Source organism: Haloarcula onubensis (assembly GCF_031624605.1).
Taxonomy (GTDB): Archaea; Halobacteriota; Halobacteria; order Halobacteriales; family Haloarculaceae; genus Haloarcula; species Haloarcula onubensis.
In genome coordinates this window covers 565,914-584,290 of sequence record NZ_JAMQOS010000001.1, presented here as the reverse complement: position 1 = coordinate 584,290, position 18,377 = coordinate 565,914, and the positions used below count along the sequence as shown (strand labels likewise).

At 67.3% G+C, this 18,377-nt stretch carries 18 protein-coding genes; 8 read left to right on the top strand and 10 right to left on the bottom strand.

Annotated features, from left to right (window positions below):
* Positions 1-20: 20 nt before the first annotated feature.
* Complete coding sequence (locus NDI86_RS03015; protein ID WP_310898913.1) at positions 21-716, top strand: phosphoribosyltransferase; 696 nt, start codon at positions 21-23, stop codon at positions 714-716.
* 7 nt (positions 717-723) lie between these two features.
* On the opposite strand, the gene NDI86_RS03010 is transcribed toward NDI86_RS03015, so the two are convergent.
* Both NDI86_RS03010 and NDI86_RS03005 read right to left on the bottom strand, forming a co-directional pair.
* Complete coding sequence (locus NDI86_RS03010; protein WP_310898912.1) at positions 724-867, bottom strand: hypothetical protein; 144 nt, start codon at positions 865-867, stop codon at positions 724-726.
* A gap of 99 nt (positions 868-966) precedes the next feature.
* Positions 967-1,239: a hypothetical protein gene (locus NDI86_RS03005; RefSeq protein ID WP_310898911.1), complete on the bottom strand. Its 273-nt coding sequence runs from the start codon at positions 1,237-1,239 to the stop codon at positions 967-969.
* Between the two features lie 80 nt (positions 1,240-1,319).
* Here NDI86_RS03005 and NDI86_RS03000 point away from each other — a divergent pair, with 80 nt between their 5' ends.
* The gene (locus tag NDI86_RS03000) at positions 1,320-1,970 is read left to right on the top strand and encodes a hypothetical protein (RefSeq protein ID WP_310898910.1); all 651 of its coding nucleotides are present in this window, start codon (positions 1,320-1,322) and stop codon (positions 1,968-1,970) included.
* Positions 1,971-1,992: 22 nt separating this feature from the next.
* Here the strand turns inward: NDI86_RS03000 and NDI86_RS02995 are convergent, their stop codons facing one another.
* The 4 genes from NDI86_RS02995 to NDI86_RS02980 form a co-directional block, all read right to left on the bottom strand.
* Positions 1,993-3,096 carry a site-2 protease family protein gene (locus tag NDI86_RS02995; RefSeq protein ID WP_310898909.1) on the bottom strand — a complete coding sequence of 368 codons (1,104 nt, stop codon included), beginning with the start codon at positions 3,094-3,096 and terminating at the stop codon, positions 1,993-1,995.
* 143 nt (positions 3,097-3,239) lie between these two features.
* Entirely contained in the window at positions 3,240-4,259 is a 1,020-nt protein-coding gene (locus NDI86_RS02990; RefSeq protein ID WP_310898908.1) for a ScpA family protein, read from the bottom strand.
* A 5-nt stretch (positions 4,260-4,264) separates the two neighbouring features.
* Positions 4,265-7,849: a chromosome segregation protein SMC gene (gene smc, locus NDI86_RS02985; protein WP_310898907.1), complete on the bottom strand. Its 3,585-nt coding sequence runs from the start codon at positions 7,847-7,849 to the stop codon at positions 4,265-4,267.
* Between the two features lie 20 nt (positions 7,850-7,869).
* Positions 7,870-8,226, bottom strand: a complete 357-nt coding sequence (locus NDI86_RS02980) for a DUF7518 family protein (protein ID WP_310898906.1) — start codon at positions 8,224-8,226, stop codon at positions 7,870-7,872.
* Positions 8,227-8,540: 314 nt separating this feature from the next.
* Here NDI86_RS02980 and NDI86_RS02975 point away from each other — a divergent pair, with 314 nt between their 5' ends.
* From NDI86_RS02975 to NDI86_RS02960, 4 genes are read left to right on the top strand one after another with little or no spacing between them, the layout of a single operon-like run.
* Entirely contained in the window at positions 8,541-9,554 is a 1,014-nt protein-coding gene (locus NDI86_RS02975) for a thiamine pyrophosphate-dependent dehydrogenase E1 component subunit alpha (RefSeq protein ID WP_417936246.1), read from the top strand.
* On the top strand, positions 9,554-10,579 hold the full coding sequence (locus tag NDI86_RS02970; RefSeq protein WP_310898904.1) for an alpha-ketoacid dehydrogenase subunit beta: 1,026 nt from the start codon (positions 9,554-9,556) through the stop codon (positions 10,577-10,579). Before NDI86_RS02975 ends, NDI86_RS02970 begins: the two co-directional genes overlap by 1 nt.
* 3 nt (positions 10,580-10,582) lie before the next feature.
* A complete protein-coding gene (locus NDI86_RS02965; protein ID WP_310898903.1) occupies positions 10,583-10,843 on the top strand; it encodes a lipoyl domain-containing protein in 261 nt (86 codons plus the stop codon).
* Positions 10,825-11,544, top strand: coding sequence for a 2-oxo acid dehydrogenase subunit E2 (locus NDI86_RS02960; RefSeq protein WP_310898902.1), 720 nt, complete (start codon positions 10,825-10,827; stop codon positions 11,542-11,544). Before NDI86_RS02965 ends, NDI86_RS02960 begins: the two co-directional genes overlap by 19 nt.
* A 32-nt stretch (positions 11,545-11,576) precedes the next feature.
* Here the strand turns inward: NDI86_RS02960 and NDI86_RS02955 are convergent, their stop codons facing one another.
* Complete coding sequence (locus tag NDI86_RS02955) at positions 11,577-12,557, bottom strand: sugar phosphate isomerase/epimerase family protein (protein WP_310898901.1); 981 nt, start codon at positions 12,555-12,557, stop codon at positions 11,577-11,579.
* 305 nt (positions 12,558-12,862) lie between these two features.
* Positions 12,863-13,213 carry a nuclear transport factor 2 family protein gene (locus tag NDI86_RS02950; RefSeq protein ID WP_310898900.1) on the bottom strand — a complete coding sequence of 117 codons (351 nt, stop codon included), beginning with the start codon at positions 13,211-13,213 and terminating at the stop codon, positions 12,863-12,865.
* 98 nt (positions 13,214-13,311) lie between these two features.
* Here NDI86_RS02950 and gatB point away from each other — a divergent pair, with 98 nt between their 5' ends.
* Positions 13,312-14,826, top strand: a complete 1,515-nt coding sequence (gene gatB, locus NDI86_RS02945; protein ID WP_310898899.1) for an Asp-tRNA(Asn)/Glu-tRNA(Gln) amidotransferase subunit GatB — start codon at positions 13,312-13,314, stop codon at positions 14,824-14,826.
* Between the two features lie 6 nt (positions 14,827-14,832).
* Here the strand turns inward: gatB and NDI86_RS02940 are convergent, their stop codons facing one another.
* Entirely contained in the window at positions 14,833-15,375 is a 543-nt protein-coding gene (locus tag NDI86_RS02940) for a hypothetical protein (RefSeq protein ID WP_310898898.1), read from the bottom strand.
* Between the two features lie 176 nt (positions 15,376-15,551).
* Between NDI86_RS02940 and NDI86_RS02935 the strand changes: the two genes are divergently transcribed.
* Positions 15,552-18,035: a DNA topoisomerase I gene (locus NDI86_RS02935; protein ID WP_310898897.1), complete on the top strand. Its 2,484-nt coding sequence runs from the start codon at positions 15,552-15,554 to the stop codon at positions 18,033-18,035.
* On the opposite strand, the gene NDI86_RS02930 is transcribed toward NDI86_RS02935, so the two are convergent.
* Positions 18,032-18,235, bottom strand: coding sequence for a hypothetical protein (locus tag NDI86_RS02930; protein ID WP_310898896.1), 204 nt, complete (start codon positions 18,233-18,235; stop codon positions 18,032-18,034). The two genes, NDI86_RS02935 and NDI86_RS02930, sit on opposite strands and share 4 nt — an antisense overlap.
* Positions 18,236-18,377: the final 142 nt, after the last annotated feature.

Below are 18,377 nucleotides of genomic sequence, written 5' to 3'. Positions count from 1 at the left end.
GCCCGCCCGAGCCATCTACCATGGGTGAGCTACCGGACGAGTTTCCGTGTACGATAACCAACTGGGAGTACATCTACGACCGCTGTCGGGACGTCGCCGACGAGGTCCGGGCCGACGAGTTCGACCCCGACGTCGTCGTCGCACTGGCCCGCGGTGGATGGTTCGCCGGCCGCTGTCTCTGTGACTTCCTGGGGCTCGACGACCTGGCCAGTCTGAAAATCGAGCACTACGTCGGCACCGCACAGGCGAGTGGCGACCCCGAAGTCCGCTACCCCCTGGCCGAGGGAGCCGTCGCCGACAAGGACGTGCTCATCGTGGACGACATCGCCGACACCGGCCAGTCTATCCAGACGGCGGCCGACCGGGTCACGACGCGGGACCCGGCGGGCGTGCGGACCGCGACGCTGCAGTTGCTCGACACCAGCGAGCACGAACCGGACTTCGTCGGCGAACGGCTCGAGGAGTGGACGTGGGTCGTCTACCCGTGGAACTTCATCGAGGACATGGTCGAACTCGTCGCCGGCGTCATGGCGAAAAGCGACCAGCGGGTACACTCGACCGACGACGTCCGTCGACTGCTCCACAGCCACCACCAGGTCACGCCGACCGCGCTCGAAATCGCACAGCCGGACCGCCTCGAGGAGGTCATGGCCGAGATGGTCCGCCGGGACGTGGCGGCGGTCGACGACGGCGGCTGGCGGCTTACCGACGCCTGAGACGCCGCTATCGCCGGCCCATCAGCTCTCGGCGGAGGGGCCGACGGCGTCGGCCGTCGTCACGCACGTACTCCAGCGCGGCGACGAACTGCTCGACGTCGACGCGGTCGCCGGATTCCGCCAGCCGTTCGCGGATTTTCGATGGTGTCATGGCTAGTGCGAACATAGCACACGCCGACACGTAGTCCTATCTGCGTGATCGTGACGGCCTGCTCGCCACAGGAGCACCAGCAGCGTACCGCTTAGAGCATCACTCCTCGGCTGACCCCGGCTGTTCGTCGTGGAGGTCGAACCACTCCCGCAGGGGGCCGCGAATCCCGTCGAATGTGACGGTGACGTCGCCGTTGAACCGCCACGTCGCCCGCGGGGAGCCCTCGCCGAAGTAAATCGGGATGTCCACTTCGAGGTCCTCGACGGCGACGTCCAGCGACTCCTCGCGGTCGACCGTCTCATCGAGGAGCCGTTCGACGGCGGCCTGTAGTTCGTCGGCGTCCGGTTCCGGCATCCCCGTGGACTGGCTCATACGGTCGGGTAGTGGCTCCACCTATCTCTTTGTTTCCCCCGACCCGCGGAGTCTTCACTCCCGAGGCCCTGCGGTGGGGCATGGAGACACACGCGGGTCGGTTCCGGGTGTACCGCGTCGTCGAGTCGGTGCCACACATCAATCTGTTCGACACCGAGGCCACGCGGCTGTACACGGCCTACCAGTCGGGCTACGGCGACCGGCAGGACGACATCGACGCGCTCCGGACCGGCGACCTCGTCGAGGCGACGCTGGGCGGCGACCCCGACGACCCCGACGAGGCGTGGTCCGTCCAGTCCGTCGAGCGCGTCGGCGGGGTGCGGATGGCCTTCGCCGTCGACGCCGACCCGCCGACGGTCGCCGCGGACCTGTGGACCGAGGGACAGGAGCGCCCGTCGACGACCGCGCTGCGGTGGGCGGGCGACCCGGTCGCCGAGGTGGCCGTCCAGCCACGGGCGCCGCTTCCCGGCGGCGCGTTCGTTCCCAGTGTCCTCACCGGGCTGGTCCCGATGGAGGACCGCCTCGGCACACTGTCGTCCGGGGGCGAACCGGTGACCGACGCGCTCTTTCTCGACCCGGACCCACCGGACACCGACCGCTACTCGCGGCCCTACGGCACCGCCGTCTTCTTCGGCGCGGCCGGCGAGGCGCTCCGCGACGAGTTCTACGACCGCTACGGTATCGACCCGACGGGAGACAGCCGACCGGAGTACGACCCCTACGGGATATAGAGCGGGGGCCACGCCGCGGTCGTCAGATGGCGACGACGATTGGCACCGGGACGAAACAGAGCGCGCCCAGCACGAGCGTCAGGATACCGAGCGTCCGCCGTCGTGGCCCCAGCGGCGTCTCCGCCAGCGGCGTCGCCGTGCCCGCACGCGAGAAGACCAGTGCGATAAGCCCCCAGAAACCCCACAGCGGCGCGCCCCGGCCCCCCTCGAAGGCGAACAGGTAGGCGGCCAGACCGAAGAGGAGGACGGGCACGACGAACTGGACCGCGTCCATGCGCTCGCCCACCAGCGACCTGCTGATGTGGGCGCCGTCCAGTTGCCCGACGGGGATGAGGTTGAGGAAGGTGACGAAGGCGCCGACCCAGCCGCCGATGACGACGGGGTTGGGCAGCAGGTTCGGGTCGCTGTAGACCAGCGGCTCGCCCAGCAGTGCGGCGATACCCTGTATGAGCGGCGGGTAGCCCAGTTCGATTCTGGTGATGAGACCGCCGGCGACGTATATCGGGTCGAGCGTGACCCCGACGGCCGTGACGGCGACCGTCGCGACCAGCCCGGCCAGCGGCCCGGCGACGCCGATGTCGAACAGCGCCCGCCGGTCCGGGATGTTGTCCTGCATCCTGATGACCGCGCCCAGCGTCCCGATGACGTTGAACGGCAGCGGGATGAAGTAAGGTAAACTGGCCTGGACCTCGTGGTACCGGGAGAGGGCGTAGTGGCCGAACTCGTGGACCGCGAGGATGCCGAGCACCGCCGCGGCGAAGGGCCACGCCCGCCAGATGACGGCGGGGTCGTCGGCCACCGAGAGCCCGTACCACCGCGTCCCCGCGTACAGCGTCGAGAGCAGCGTCGCCAGCGCGAGGACGACGTTGAGCCACGGGACGCCGTCGACGCCCAGCGAGCGCTCGCTCGCCACCAGGACGTGCTCGTCGGCGTCGGTCTGCATCCGCACGCGATACCCCCGCTTTCGGAACGTCGGCCCGACCTGCCGGAGGACCTGTGCGGCGTCGGTCACTGGCTCGCCGTAGTACCGGACGTCGCCCTCCGCGAGGTCGATGTCGCGAACGCTGAAGACGTCGGCGAGGTGTTCGGGGCCCGGCGGCGACTGACCCGACTCCTGACCCATCATCGACATGTACGGCGTCGAGCGGTTTGAACCTGTTTACCGGCTAGTTGGGTACGGGTGCCTCGACGCCGTCTGCCGGCTCCGTGGACCGCCCGACCGAGAGTCCACGACTGCGGACAGCCACCACACAATGCGAGGCGGAGCGGTCAATCCGCGACCGCTTCCTCGGAACCGGTGGCGGCGTTGGGGTCCTGAATCCAGAGGTCGCCAAAGAGGTCGTCCTGCTGGAGGAGGACCCGGCCGCGGTGAGCCAGAAAGAGCAGGCCGAGGAACGTCTCGACCCGGGAGCCGCCGGCGCCCTCGACCTCGCGGTAGAGTACCTCCTCGCGGCCCTTGTCGTACTGCTCGCGGACCGCGGCGTACACGTCCTCGATTATCTCGTCTATCTGCTCGCCGTGAGCGGTGCCGGTCACGTCGGCGGCGGAGGGCTCGTCGTCCAGTCGCATGTCGTCGCCACCCCGGTAGTCCAGTTCCTGGGTGCCCCGCTGGAACCCCTTGGGGGAGCCGCTGGTGTCGTACTCGCGGGACTCTTTCCACCAGTTGTCCCGCTCGGCCTCCCGCAGGTCGCGCACGAGTTCGTCCAGGGTCTGGGGCATCCCGCGGGCGCGGCGCCGTTCCAGCCGGCGGTCCATCTCGGACTCCAGGGCCGCGAAGGGGTCGGGCTCGTCGATGGGGGCGTCGCCGGACATCGCCTGCTCCCAGGGCTCGACCTGTTCGTCCTCGGGCTCGTCGGTGCCCAGCATCGCGTCGCTTTTCATCCGCACCAGCACGGAGGCATAGAAGAGCGCTCGCCCGGACGTGCGCAGGTCGCTCCCGTCGATGGCGTCGAGGAACTTGTCCGTGACCTGCACCACGTCGATGTCCCACGGGTCTATCTCGCCGTCGTCGGCCAGCTGGACGAGGACTTCGACGGGTTCGGGAGCGTCGTCTCCGTCCTCCGTATCCGGGGTGTGGCCGTCCTCGCCCGCAGGCGTGGGAGTAACCGCTGCCCCGTCGTCGACGCCCGCGTCGCCGGTGAGCAGGTCCACGTCGGACTGGTCGCCGGGTCGTTCGCTCCCTGCTCGCGGGTCGTTCCTCCCCGCTCGCTCGTCCGAGGACCGCTCCCGGTGGTCGCGGTCCTCGCGGTCCTCGTGGCCCGTGATGTCGAGTGGGATGTCGTCTGTCATGGGTATCAGTCGTCCGCGACGGCCTCCTCGTCGGGGCCGTCCCCGGAGAGGTCGATGCCGGTCACGGCCGAGACGTTGTCGCCCTGCATCATAACGCCGATGGCCCGTTCGGAGCGTTCCAGCAGCGCCGAGCGGTGCGAGACGACGACGAACTGGGCGTCGCCGGCGAGTTCGTCGACCAGTTCGCCCACGAGGTCGGCGTTTTTCGCGTCGAGGAAGGCGTCGACCTCGTCGAGCGCGTAGAACGGCGCGGGGTTGTGGCGCTGGATGGCGAAGATAAAGGCCAGCGCGGTCAGGGACTTCTCGCCGCCGGACATCGCCGCGAGCCGCTGGATTGGCTTGTCGCCGGGCTGGGCCTTCATCGTCAGCCCGCCCTCGAAGGGGTCGGCCTCGTCCTCCAGGTGGAGGTGGCCCGTCCCGTTCGAGAGGCGTTCGAAGATGTCCTGGAACTGCTCGTTTATCTCGTCGAAAGAGTCCATGAACGTCGCTTTCTTCTTGGCTTCGTAGGTGTCGATGCGCTCGCGGATACCGTCGGCCTCCTCGACCAGCGTCGCCATCTTCTCCTCTAGCTCTTCGAGGTCGTCGGCCACGCGGTCGTACTCCTCGATGGCGCGCATGTTGACCGGCTCCAGGGCCTCCATCTCGCCGGTCAGGCGCTCGATTTCCGATTCGACCGTGTCGTGGTCGGGGACGTCCTCGGGGTCGTAGTCCCCGACCTGCGCTTCGAGCTCGTCTATCTCCCACGCTAAGCGCTCGCGGTCCTCGCGCTCGTCGTCGAGGTCACGCTCGACGTCGGTGACTTTCGCCTGCTGTTCGTCGCGGGCCTCCGTGGCCGTCTGGAGGTCCTCGCGCAGGTCCTCGCGCTCGCCCTTGAGTTCGGAGAGCTCGCTCTCGAGCTCCTCGACCTCCTGTTCCTTCTCGGCCTTCAGTTCGCGTTTTGCCTCGCCCTGCTCCTCGAGGTCCGCAATCAGCTCTTCCTTCTCTGCCTTGCGGTTCTGGGCGGTCTCGATGTCGTCGTGTAGCTCCTCGATGGCGTCCTCGGCGTACTGTTTCTCCAGTTGCAACTCGTTGAGGTCCGCGTCGAGGTCGCCTTTCCGGTCTTCGAGCGCGTCTATCTCCTCCCGGATGGCCTCGCGCTCGTCGGTCAGGTCGGGCAGTTCGGACTCGGCGACCTCTGCTTCCAGGTCCGCGATGTCGCTCTCGATGGCGGCGATGGCGTCGTTGGCCGCCTCGATGTCGGCCTCCAGGTCGTCCATCTCGTCGGCGACGTCTTCGCGCTCGGCGGCGATGTCCTCGATGGCCGCCTCGAGGTCGTCGATGCGCTCGCGGGTCTGTTCCAGTTCCGCCTCCTTGCGTTCGATACCCGTCTCGATGTCGCGGACCTGCTCTGTCGCGTCGGACTCGCGGTCGCGGGCGTCGTCGAGGCGGTCCTCCACGTCCCGCAGGTCCTCACGCACGTCGGCGCGCTCGTCTTCGAGTTCCTGAATCCGGGTGGCGACCCGCTCCAGTTGGCCGGCCCCGCCCGAGAAGGAGTAGCGGGTGCCCGAGGAGGAGCCGCCGGTCATCGCGCCGCTCTTCTCGACTAAGTCGCCCTCCAGCGTGACCATCCGGTAGTCGCCCATCAGGTCCCGAGCGGTCTCCATCCGGTCGACGATGACCGTATCGCCCAGGACGTAGGAGAACACGCCCGCGTACTCGGGGTCGAAGTCCACGAGGTTGTACGCGAAGTCGACGACGCCGTCGTGGCTCGGCAGGCTGGGCAGCGAGCGGGCCTGCATCTGCGTGATGGGCAGGAAAGTCGCCCGGCCCGCGTTGCGGGATTTCAGGTACTCGATGCAGGACTGGCCGACGCCGTCGTCGTCGACGACGACGTGAGCGAGCCGGCCGCCGGCGGCGGTCTCACAGGCCGTGGCGTACTCCGGGCCCACGCCGCCCAGTTGGCCGACGGTACCGTGGACGCCCTCGCGGCCGGCGTTGAGGATGGCCGTCACGGCGCGACCGTACGAGGAGTCGCCGTCCTGGCCCGCCTTCGCTTCGAGTTCGGCGTACTCCTGTTGCTTGGCGCTTATCTCGTCTTCCAGCGCGTCGAGGTCGGACTGGAGTTCCCGCTTCTCGGCCCGCAGGTCGTCGACGACCTCGCCGATGGTTTCCTTGTTCTTCTCCGCTTTCTCCAGTTCCGATTCGAGGTCCTCGATGTCGGCTTCGAGGCCGGGAATCTCGGCCTCCAGTTCCTCGATGGCCTCGCGCTTCTCGTCTTCCTCGTTGGAGCGCCGGCGGGCCTCGTCGAGCAGGCGGTCCTGCTCGCGCTGGAGGTCGTTGCGCTCGGTCTTCTTCCGTTCCAGCGTCTCTCGCTTGGCTTCGAGTTCGTCCTTTATCTCCTCGAACTCCTCGCCGATGTCGTCGATTCGGGACTGCACGTCCGCGAGTTCGCTCTCCTTGCCGGCGATGTCGGCCTTGACGCTCGACTTCTCGACTTTCGTCTCCCGGATGTCGCTCTCCAGGTCGTCGATGGCCTCCTGCTTGCGGTCTATCTGGACGAACGCCTGGCGGCGCTCGTTCTCGGCGGCCTCGACGGCCTCCTCGGCGGTCGCTATTTTGTCCTCCAGACGCGAGATGTCGCCCTTTATCTCCTCGATGTCGCGTTTGATGGCGAGCTGTTCGTCCTCGCCCTTGCGCTCGATTTCGTTGTTCAGTTCGTGGAGCTCGTCCTCCAGTCGGACGACCTTGCCCTGTCGGCTGTCGAGTTCCGCCTGGAGCTCGGTGAGTTCGCTCTCCAGGTCGTCGATGGCAGCTTCGGTGTCGGCGAGTTCCGCACGCTTGTCCTCCAGTTCGGCGGCCTTGCGGTAGCCCTCGTACTCCTCTCTCTGTTCGCGCAGGTCCTGGTACTGCAGCGCCGTCTCTCGCTCGTCTTCGAGCTGGTCCAGTCGCTCTTGCTTCTCCTCGATGCGGAGTTCGGCCTCGTCGATGCGCTCCTGGACGACCTCCAGTTCCTCGAAGGCGTCTTCCTTCTTCTGGTCGAACTGTGCTACCCCCGCGATTTCGTCGATAATCTCCCGCCGGGAGCCGGCGGTCATGTTGATAATCTCGGTGACGTCGCCCTGCATGACGACGTTGTACCCCTCCGGCGTGACGCCGGCCTGAGCCAGCAGCTCCTGGATGTCAGAGAGGTTGACCGAGCGGCCGTTGATGTAGTAGTAGGAGTAGTAGTTGTCCTCGGTCTCCTTGACCCGGCGCTTGATGGCTATCTCGTCGACGTCGCCGACGTCCTCGGTGCCGGCGGCGTTGACCACCTGGGCACGGTCGACGGTCCGGTCCTCGTTGGCGAGGATGACCTCGACGCTGGCCTCGCGCTCGCCGCTGTACTCGACGTCCTCGTCGGCGTGGCCCGGGTTGTAGATGAGGTCGGTCAGCTTCTCGGCGCGGATACCCGACGTGCGAGCCAGACCGAGCGCGAAGAGGACGGCGTCGATGATGTTGGACTTGCCCGACCCGTTCGGCCCCGAGATAGTAGTGAAGTCCTCGTAGAACGGGATACGGGTCTTTCGTCCGAAGCTCTTGAAGTTGTCCAGGACGAGCTCTTTGATATGCATACGGTGAGGGGGCCGCCCGTCTAGGCCACGATGATGTCGGACCCGGCGTCGTCGTCGGTCTCCGACTCGGCGTCGGCCTCGGTGTCGGCCGTGTTGTCAGTCTCCTCGGGAGCCTCCGTGTTAGATGTACCGGCTTCCGGGACCAGGATTTCGCTCTCGGTCGACTCCTCGGACGCGTCAGCCTCGACTTCGGCCTCCGCCTCGGTGGCCTCGCTGTCGGCCGGTGCCGAGCGACTGAACCCGCTCTCATCGTCGACGGTGTTCTCGAGTTCGCGGATGCGAACCTTGCACTCGACGAGCTCGTCGGTCAGCCCCTCGACCGATGCCTGCAGTTGCTGGACCTGCTCTTCTAGTTCCTCGACGCGGTTACCGCACATAGGCAAAAACACCCGCGCGACCATGATAAACTTACGTCAGACATAGATATTGTCGCTGATATGTCTCGAAGCGCCGAGCGGAACGGAGACGGCCGTCTGCCCGCCGAGGAGCCCACGAGGGGGGCGCCCTCGCGACCACGGGCCTGCCCCGGTGGGGACTGCTCGACTCCCGCGACGGGCGCGGCCAGAACGCGCCGCGAAGCAGTCCTCGCCGGCGAGCGCGGGGAAAGCCGGTCACATCCCCTACCGTTATATGTAATTCAAACTAACTGTCTCAGTGGGCTACCATGGTATCAGTTACCGAATTACGGGAGATGTACGTCGACATGGTGACGGCCCGCCATTACGAAGAGCGGTTGCAGGAGGAGTATCTGGAGGGGAAACAGCCGGCGTTCGACATCTCGGCGGGGCAGATTCCCGGCGAGTTGCACCTCGCCGCCGGCCACGAGGCAGCGGCCGTCGGGGTCTGTCAGCACCTCCGCGACGACGACACGGTGACGGCGCCCCACCGGCCACACCACGTCGCTATCGCGAAGGGCGTCGACCTGGAGCGGATGACCGCCGAGATATTCGGCCGCGAGACCGGGCTCGGGAAGGGGAAGGGCGGACATATGCACCTGTTCGACCCCGACGTGAACTTCGCGTGTAGCGGCATCATCGCCGAGGGCTGCCCGCCGGCGGCCGGGGCCGCGCTGGCCGCGAAGAAGCGCAACTCCGACAGCGTGGCCGTCGCTTACCTCGGCGAGGGGGCCATCGACCAGGGAGCGTTCCTGGAGTCGCTGAACTTCGCGGCCGTCCACGACCTGCCGGTCGTCTTCGTCGTCGAGGACAACGACTGGGCCATCAGCATGCCCAAGGGGCGGGTCACCGACGTCGAAGCGGGCTCGCAACGCGCCGACGGCTTCGACATGCCCGGCGTCCGTGTCGACCACGACGACGCCGTCGCAATCTACGACGCCGCCGGCGAGGCCATCGGCCGCGCCCGCGACCGGAACGGCCCGACGCTCGTGGAGGTCCAGGTCCACCGCCGGATGGGCCACTTTATGGGCGACCCCGAGAGCTACCGGCCCGAGGAAGACCAGGAGGCGGCCGCCGCGCGGGACAGCATCGACCGGCTGGAAGCGCGGCTCCGGGCCCACGACGTCGACGAGGCGACCATCGAGGAACTGCGCGACGACGCCCACCAGCGCGTCGAGGACGCCATCGACTTTGCGAAAGACCAGCCGGAACCGGACCCGGACGACGCGTACGAGGACGTGTTCGTCAACCCGCCAAGCGGCGTGACAGATTCCGAACCGGCGTACGAACTCGCGGGGGGTGACGACTGATGGCCCAGCAAGAGCGGTCGACGGTCGTCGAGCGCGACCTGACGATGAGCCGAGCGATGGTCGAGGCCATCGCCCACGAGATGCGCGAGAACGAAGAGGTGTTCTACATGGGCGAGGACGTGGCCGACTACGGCGGCATCTTCGACTCGACACAGGGGCTCCTCGACGAGTTCGGCTACGACCGCATCATGGACGTCCCCATCAGCGAGACGGCCTACCTCGGGGCGGCCGTCGGCGCCGCACAGGCGGGGATGCGCCCCATCGCCGAACTGATGTTCGCCGACTTCTTCGGCGTCGCGATGGACCAGATATACAACCAGATGGCCAAGAACACCTACATGAGCGGCGCCAGCGTGAGCGTCCCGCTCGTGTTGACGGCCGCCGTCGGCGGCACCTACAACGACGCCGCCCAGCACTCCCAGACGCTGTATGGCACCTTCGCCCACGTCCCCGGCCTGAAAGTCGTCGTCCCCTCGACGGCCTACGACGCCAAGGGGCTCATGCACAACGCCGTCCAGGACGACGACCCGGTGATGTACATGTTCCACAAGCGGCTGATGGGCATCGGCTGGCTCCCGGCGCCGGAGGGACCGAAGACGCCGGTGCCCGAGGAGGAGTACACCATCCCCTTCGGCAGCGCCGACGTCAAGCGGGAGGGCGACGACGTGACCGTCGTCACCCTCGGGCTCCACGTCCACCGGGCGCTGGAGGCGGCCGAGTCCCTGGCCGACGACGGCGTCGACGCGGAGGTCGTCGACCTGCGGTCGCTGGTCCCGCTCGACACCGACACCGTCGTCGACTCCGTCGAGAAGACCGGGAGCCTCGTCGTCGTCGACGAGGACTACCGCTCGTTCGGCGTCACCGGCGAAATCGTCGCCAGGGTCGCCGAGTCGAACCTCGCCGCCCTCGACAGCGTCGAGCGGCTCGCGATTCCGGACGTGCCGATTCCGTACTCGCGGCCGCTGGAGAACGAGGTCGTCCCGGACGTCGACGACATCGAGGCGGCGGTCCAGCGGACCCAGTGACCGATGAGCGAGGATACAGACCGCGTCGCGGTGACCGTCGGGGAGTGGCCGGACGACGCCGACAGCGACGAGGGCGTCGTCGTCAACTGGTTCGCCCGGGAGGGCGCCGGCGTCTCGGAGGGCGAGAGTCTGTGTGAGATTCAGATAGAGAAGGTGAGCCTCGACGTCTACGCGCCCGCCGACGGGACACTCGACGAAATCGCCCGCGGCGAGGACGACGAGTTCGAACGCGGGGACACGCTCGCGTGGGTGACCCCGGCGTGACCGACGAGGCCGCGGCGCGGACCGTCCGCGAGGAGCGCGCTCTCAGCCCCATGCGCAAGACCATCGCCGGTCGGCTCGAGCAGAGCTACCGGGAGGCGGTCCACGTGACGCTCAGTCGCTCCGTGGACGCGGAGGCACTACTGCGCGCCGTCGACGACGCCGACGAGACCGCGGAGGGGGGCAACCCCTCGATGGTCGACGGCCTCCTCTGTGCGCTCTCGGACGCCCTCGAGGCCCACCCGGCGTTCAACGCCACGTTCGAGGACGGGACCCACGTGCTGTACGAGGAGCACAACGTCGGCGTCGCGGTGGCCATCGAGGACGGCCTCGTCACGCCGGTCCTCGCCGACGTGGGGTCGAAGTCGCTGGGCGAACTCGCGAGCGAGCGCCGGCAGTTGACCGAGCGGGTCAAAGCGGGCGAGTACACGATGAGCACGTTCCGGGGCGGGACGTTCACCGTCTCGAATCTCGGCCCGCTCGGCGTCGATTCGTTCGACCCCGTCATCAACCCGCCCGAAGTCGCCATCCTCGGCCTCGGTCGCGTCACGGAGCGAGCGACCCGGGCAGAAGACGGCGTCGCCTTTCGCCGTCGGCTCCCGCTCGACCTGAGCTTCGACCACCGCGTCGTCGACGGTGCCGACGCGGCCCGCTTTCTCGGCACGCTCACGGAGCGTCTCGACGCGGCCGACGAGTACGTCTGAGGCCGCGTCGCCGGCGAGAACGGCGCGGGCGGCTACACGTACTCCGCCCCTGCCTCGAACGCCCGCGGGTACGCGTCGGCCATCTCGAAGCGCCGGAACTCCTCTGAGAGTATCTCCAGTCCCCACGGCCCGTCGAACCCGCCGGCGCGGACGGCGCTCACCCAGCTCTCGATGGGGAACTCGCCCTCGCCGGGGAGCTTGCGCAGGTTGATGGTCTCTTCGAGGAACGACATCCGCGTGTCCACGTAGCCGTCGTTGAACTCCACGGCCACGATGTCGTCGCCGGAGAGCGAGCGGATGTTGTCGAAGTCGACGTCCAGTTTCACGTTGTGCCACAGGTCCAGATAGAGCCCCCCGTTGTCCGTCTGTTCGGTGGCTTCGAGCGCCTGTGGGACAGTCTGGACGTTGGGGTCCACCGGGAAGAACTCCAGGCCGACCTCGGTGTCCGTCTCCGCGAACTCGTCGCTAATCTGGGCGAACCGCTGCTGGAGGTCCTCCATAGCCACCGGGTAGCTGTTGAGGTTCCCGATTTTGACGTGGTTCGCGTCGAGAACGTCGGCCGCTTCGAGCAGTAGCTCCCGGGCGTCCTGCTCCTCCTGCCGCCGCGGGTCGTCCGACGGTAGCACCCACTCCGTGAGAAACTCCAGTTCGACGAAGTCGATGTCGTTCTCCCGGAGGACGCTGTCGAGTTGCTGGAGGCCCTGCGTCCGGTCTTCGGCCCCGAACTCGAAGTCGAGGATGTGCTGGATGTCGGGGGCGATGAGTCCGATAGCGTCGAAGCCGGCGTCGTTGAGCATCTCCGCCCGTCGGGCGATGGGCCACGGACTCCACTCCCGGTGGCCGTGGGCGCCCTGGAACGGCGTCGTACCGCCGGAGTGCATCCAGGTGTTCGCCAGCAGGTCGGCGTCGCCCTGCCCGCCGTCGGTCCGCAGTGTCTCGGCCCCGTCGGGGCCGCCTGCAGTCGTCTGTTTCCCGCCCGCCTCCCCTGTTCGGTCGCGTCGGTCTGATTCCATGGTGTCTGTCTGAATCGTGTGGCTGGTCGTCGAACTATCGCGAACCCACACGAGAACATGTCGTCGGTCGGTGGAGTCGGCGCGGTGGGCCACGCTGGAGTTTCGCCGGAAGTGTAATATAGATAATCTATCATTGCGTGTGGGCTTTGTCATGGATTTTGTGACACGTAGAGAGGAAGACGGCGGCCGGCCGGGCCTGGGCGCGTTTCTCGTGTGACTGAGCCGTTCGGGCGGGGAGCGACGCGGGGCGCTGCGGGGCTGGTGAGTCAGGAATGGAACGGCCGACACGCCGGGCAGTGACGGCGTCAGTCCTTCGGCGAGACGTCGGCGGCGAGCGTCTGGGCGACGATTTCGCCGTCGCGAATCTCGAAGGTGTCCGAGGCGAACTCGTAGACGTTCTCGGGCGTCTCGGCGTGCCAGACGATGTAGGCGTACTCGTCCCTGACGACCTGTTCGTCGAGCGAGAACGAGACGGACGGGTCGTCGAACTCCGCGAGGAGGTCCGCGAACATCGCCCGGACCTCGTCGCGGCCTTCCAGCGTCCCGTCCGCGGAGATGAAGACGGCGTCGTCCGCGTAGTCGCTCATCAGGCCGTCGAGGTCGCCCTCGCCGAACATTTCGAGGTGGTGGTCGAGCACTGACTGAGTCGAGCTCATGTCTGGTAACTAATCAGTTGTGGTAGATATTTCTGCCGGGCGACCCACCCTGACCGGGGGTCGTTACGCTTTAGCCAGCGGCCGCCGAACGACGGGTAATGACTGCACAAGCCGCCGAGTCCCGCGAACTCGCGGCCGTCATCGGGCTGGAGGTCCACGTCCAGCTGGAGACGGAGACGAAGATATTCTGTGGCTGTTCGACCGAGCCGAGCGAGGAGCCAAACACCAACACCTGTCCGGTCTGTCTGGGGCTGCCCGGTGCCTTGCCGGTCGTCAACGAGGGGGCCGTCGAGGCCGCCGTCAAGGTGGGGAAGGCCATCGACGCCGACATCCCCGAGGAGACCACGTTCCACCGGAAGAACTACTACTACCCCGACCTGCCCAAGAACTTCCAGATAACGCAGTACGACGCGCCCATCTGTGCCGACGGCGAACTCGAATTCAGCGTCGAGGGCGACCGCCGGTCGGTCGACATCCGCCGGGCTCACCTGGAGGAAGACCCCGGTTCCATCAAGCACGTCCGCGAGGGCAGCGGCCCCCTGGAGTCCCGGACCACCTCCATCGAGCGGGCCGACTACACGCTGGTCGACTACAACCGCGCCGGGACGCCGCTGATGGAGATCGTCACCGAGCCTGACTTCCGAGCGCCCGGTGAAGTGCGGGCCTTCCTCGAAAAGCTGGAGGAAGTGCTCGAGTACCTCGGGGTGTTCGACGCGACCCGCGACGGGAGCCTGCGCATCGACGCGAACCTCTCGATGGTCGACGCCGACGAGGTCGCCGAGGACGGCCACATCGACGAAGCGGTACTCGAAGACGCCAACCGCACCGAGGTCAAGAACATCTCCAGTCACAAGGGCGCCGAGAAGGCCCTGGCCTTCGAGGAGTCCCGTCAGCGCAAGCTCGTCCAGTCGGGGCGGGCGGTCGAACAGGAGACCCGTCACTTCAACGAGACCCACGGCAACACCGTCTCCATGCGCTCGAAAGAGGAGGAGAAAGACTACCGCTACTTCCGGGAGGCCGACATCCCGCCACTGCAGGTCGCCGGCTGGAAAGACGAGATTCCGATTCCGGAACTCCCGGACGCCCGCCGCGAGCGCTTCGTCGCGGAGTACGGCCTCAGCGACGAGGCCGCCTCCAAACTCACGAGCACGAAGCAGGTCGCGGACTTCTTCGAGAGCGTCGCCGAGCAGTTCGACGCCGACCTCGCCGCGACCTGGGTCGCCGACAACCTGCTGGGCGAGTTGAACTACCGCGACATGTCCATCACGGACATCGACGACCGCTTCGAGGAAGTGTCTCGCCTCGTGGAACTCGTCGACGAGGACGAGATTACGGCCAAAAACGCCCACGAGACCGTCCTCAGAGAGATGCTCGATTCGGGCGAGGACCCCGACACCGTCGTCGAGCGCGAGGGGCTGGGCAAGACCTCCGGCGACGAAGTCCAAGGGGCCGTCGAGGAGGCCATCGCGGAGAACCCCGACGCCGTGTCCGACTACTACGACGGCGAGGACGGCGCGCTGAACTTCCTCGTCGGGCAGGTGATGCAAAAGACCGGCGGGTCGGCGGACCCCGGCGAAGTGAACGGACTGCTTCGCGAGGAACTGGACGGCTGACGGCGGCTACGTCTCGGTCGTCTCGGTCTGGTCCGCGTTCGCTGCCGGTTCTGCCACGCTCGTGACCGCCGGGTCCGTCCGCAACAGCGTCGCGAAGATGGCGACCGCTCCGAGTTCGACAGTCTTGATGGCCGCCTCGATTGGCTCCGTGTTGTAGTGCGAGAGGACGAGCAAGACGGTGTTCTGGTCGCCGTGGTGGTGCCCGCCCCCGCCCGACGCGGGCGCCGAGAAGCCGTCGACGAGGAAGGCCCCGTGGCCGGTGGCGTGCCAGAACACCCACGCGGCGATGGAGCCGACGAGCAGGAGCGCGGCCCCGGCGTAGGCGGTCCGAAGGCTCACCACGTCGAAGCTGACGAGGTACGGGCCCGCGAGCAAGATGACGCCGAGCGCGACGAAGAGGAACGGCCGGGGGTCCGGCGGGACGCCGGTCCCGAACGCGGCCAGGTAGACGAGGCTTCGGGGGAACCCCCACCAGAGGTGGTACGCCGCCGTCACGAAGACGAACACTGCGGCCACCGCGCGCAGGATGCGGGCTGTCCGGCTGTCCATACCGGAGATTAGCCCGGGAGCCCAAGAGCCCATCGGATGGAGCCGCTCAATTAGCTCTCGCACACGCGGGGGCGCCCGCGTGCGCCGTCACGCCCGCGCTGTCGCTCGATTCCCCGAAAGTCTTTAGAACGACTCCGGGCGTATCGGGGCCTAATGAGCACGTCAGGTGGTGTCCGATGGAGCTGATTATCACCGAGAAGGACAACGCCGCCCGCCGCATCGCCGAGATTCTCTCGGAGGGCAGCGCCTCGGCCGAGCGGCGCAACGGGGTCAACGTCTACCGCTGGGGGACCAAACGCGTCGTCGGCCTGTCGGGTCACGTCGTCGGCGTCGACTTCCCGCCCGAGTACAACGACTGGCGCGACGTCGAGCCGGTGGAACTCATCGACGCCGAGGTGACGAAAGAACCGACCCAGGAGAACATCGTCACGACGCTCAAGCAGTTAGCGCGCACGGCCGAGAGCGCCATCATCGCGACCGACTACGACCGCGAGGGGGAGTTGATAGGCAAGGAGGCCTACGAACTCATCCGCGAGGTGACCGACGTGCCCGTCTCGCGGGTGCGCTTTTCCTCTATCACCGAGCGCGAGGTCAGGGAGGCCTTCGCCGACCAGGACGACATCGACTTCGACCTCGCGGCCGCCGGCGAGGCCCGACAGATTATCGACCTCGTCTGGGGGGCCGCGCTGACGCGCTTTCTCTCGCTGTCGGCTCGCCAACTCGGCGACGACTTCATCTCCGTCGGGCGGGTCCAGTCGCCGACGCTGAAGCTCATCGTCGACCGGGAACGCGAAATCGAGGCGTTCGACCCGGAGGACTACTGGGAGATATTCGCCGACCTCACCAAGGACGATTCGACCTTCGAGGCCCAGTACTTCTACGACGACGACGGCAGCGAGGCCGAACGCGTCTGGGACGAAGACGCCGCCGACGCGGCCTACGCGGACCTCGCCGAGGCCGACGCCGCGACGGTCACGAGCGTCCGCCGACGCACCCGCACCGACAGTCCGCCGACGCCCTTCAACACCACCGCGTTCATCTCGGCGGCCAGTTCGCTGGGCTACTCCGCTCAGCGGGCGATGTCCATCGCCGAGGAGCTGTACACCGCGGGCTACATGACCTACCCGCGCACGGACAACACCGTCTACCCCGAAGACCTAGAGGAGGACGCTCTGCTCGACGAGTTCGTCGGCCACGGTGACTTCGGCGCGGACGCCGAGTCGCTGCTCGAACAGGACGACATCGTCGCCACGGAGGGCGACGAGGAGACCACCGACCACCCGCCCATCCACCCGACCGGCGAGATTCCGCGCAAGGCCGAACTCTCCGAGGACGAGTGGGAGGTGTACGAACTCGTCGTCCGCCGCTTCTTCGCGACGGTCGCCGAGGCCGCCACCTGGGAGCGCCTGCGCGTCGTCGCCGAAGCCGCCGGTCGCTCGCTGAAGGCCAACGGCAAGCGCCTGGTCGAACCGGGCTACCACGCCGTCTACCCCTACTCCAGCGCCAGCGAGAACCACGTCCCCGACGTAGAGGAGGGCGAACAGCTGGCCATGAGCGACGTGCGACTCGACGCCAAGCAGACCCAGCCGCCCCGCCGCTACGGCCAGTCGCGGCTCATCGAGACGATGGAGTCCCGGGGGTTGGGAACAAAGAGCACGCGCCACAACTCCATCGAGAAACTGTACGACCGCGGCTACATCGAGGGCGACCCGCCCCGGCCGACGACGCTCGCGATGGCCGTCGTCGAGGCCGCCGAGGAGTTCGCCGACCGCGTCGTCAGCGACGACATGACCGCCCAACTGGAGGCGGACATGACCGCCATCGCCAACGGCGAGGCCACGCTCGACGAGGTGACCGACGAGTCCCGCGAGATGCTCCAGCAGGTGTTCGACGAACTGGTAGATTCGCGCGAGGAGATAGGGGAACATCTCCAGGAGTCCCTGAAAGCGGACAAGACGCTCGGTCCCTGTCCCACCTGTGGCGAGGCGATGCTCGTCCGGCGCTCCCGCCAGGGGTCGTACTTCGTCGGCTGTGACGGCTTCCCGGACTGCCGGAACACCCTGCCGCTGCCCTCCACCGGCGAACCGCTCGTGTTAGACGAAGAGTGCGAGGACCACGAGATGCACCACGTGAAGATGCTCGCCGGCCGGGACACCTTCGTCCACGGCTGTCCCCGCTGCGAGGCCGAGAAGGCCGACGAGAGCAAGGACGAGGTCATCGGCCCCTGCCCCGATTGCCACGAACCGGACGGGGGCGAACTCGCCATCAAGCACCTCCGCTCGGGCTCCCGGCTGGTGGGGTGTACGCGCTACCCCGACTGCGAGTACTCGCTGCCTCTGCCCCGCAACGGCGACATCGAGGTCACCGACGAGTTCTGCGAGGAACACGACCTCCCGGAACTGGTCGTCGACCCCGACAGCGACGACCCGTGGGAACTGGGCTGTCCCATCTGTAACTTCGAGGAGTACCGCGCCAGGAACGCCGTCGAGGAACTGGAAGACCTGAACGGTATCGGCGGCGCGACCGCCGAGAAACTGGCGGCGGCCGGCGTGGACTCGCTCGACGACCTGCGGGAGGCCGACGCCGACGTGGTCGCCGCCGAGGTCCAGGGCGTCAGCGCGAGCCAGGTGCGTGACTGGCAGACCGAACTCGAAGTCTAGCGCTCTATCTTCACTGTCTCGCTGGCGGCCGTCACCAGTCGCTCGATACTGTCGCGCAGGCCCAGGAACTCCCGCTCGAAGTTCGTGTCCTGCTTCAGTGCCTGCCGTTTGGCGCGTTCCTGCGTGTACCAGTCGCTCATCGTCCCGTCGGCGATTCGCTGTTCGTAGTCCGCCGGGAGGTCGTAATCGTGTCTAGCCATTGCTGTCCCTTGTTCGGGCCGGTCACCCGCTCGACACGCACGGCACTGATGCGCCGCGAAAGTCGAGTTTGGATTTCGGTCCCTTTCCGACTATTCCTTACACGTGTGTACTCAAAAGACTTTTTCTAAACTGTCTTTGCTG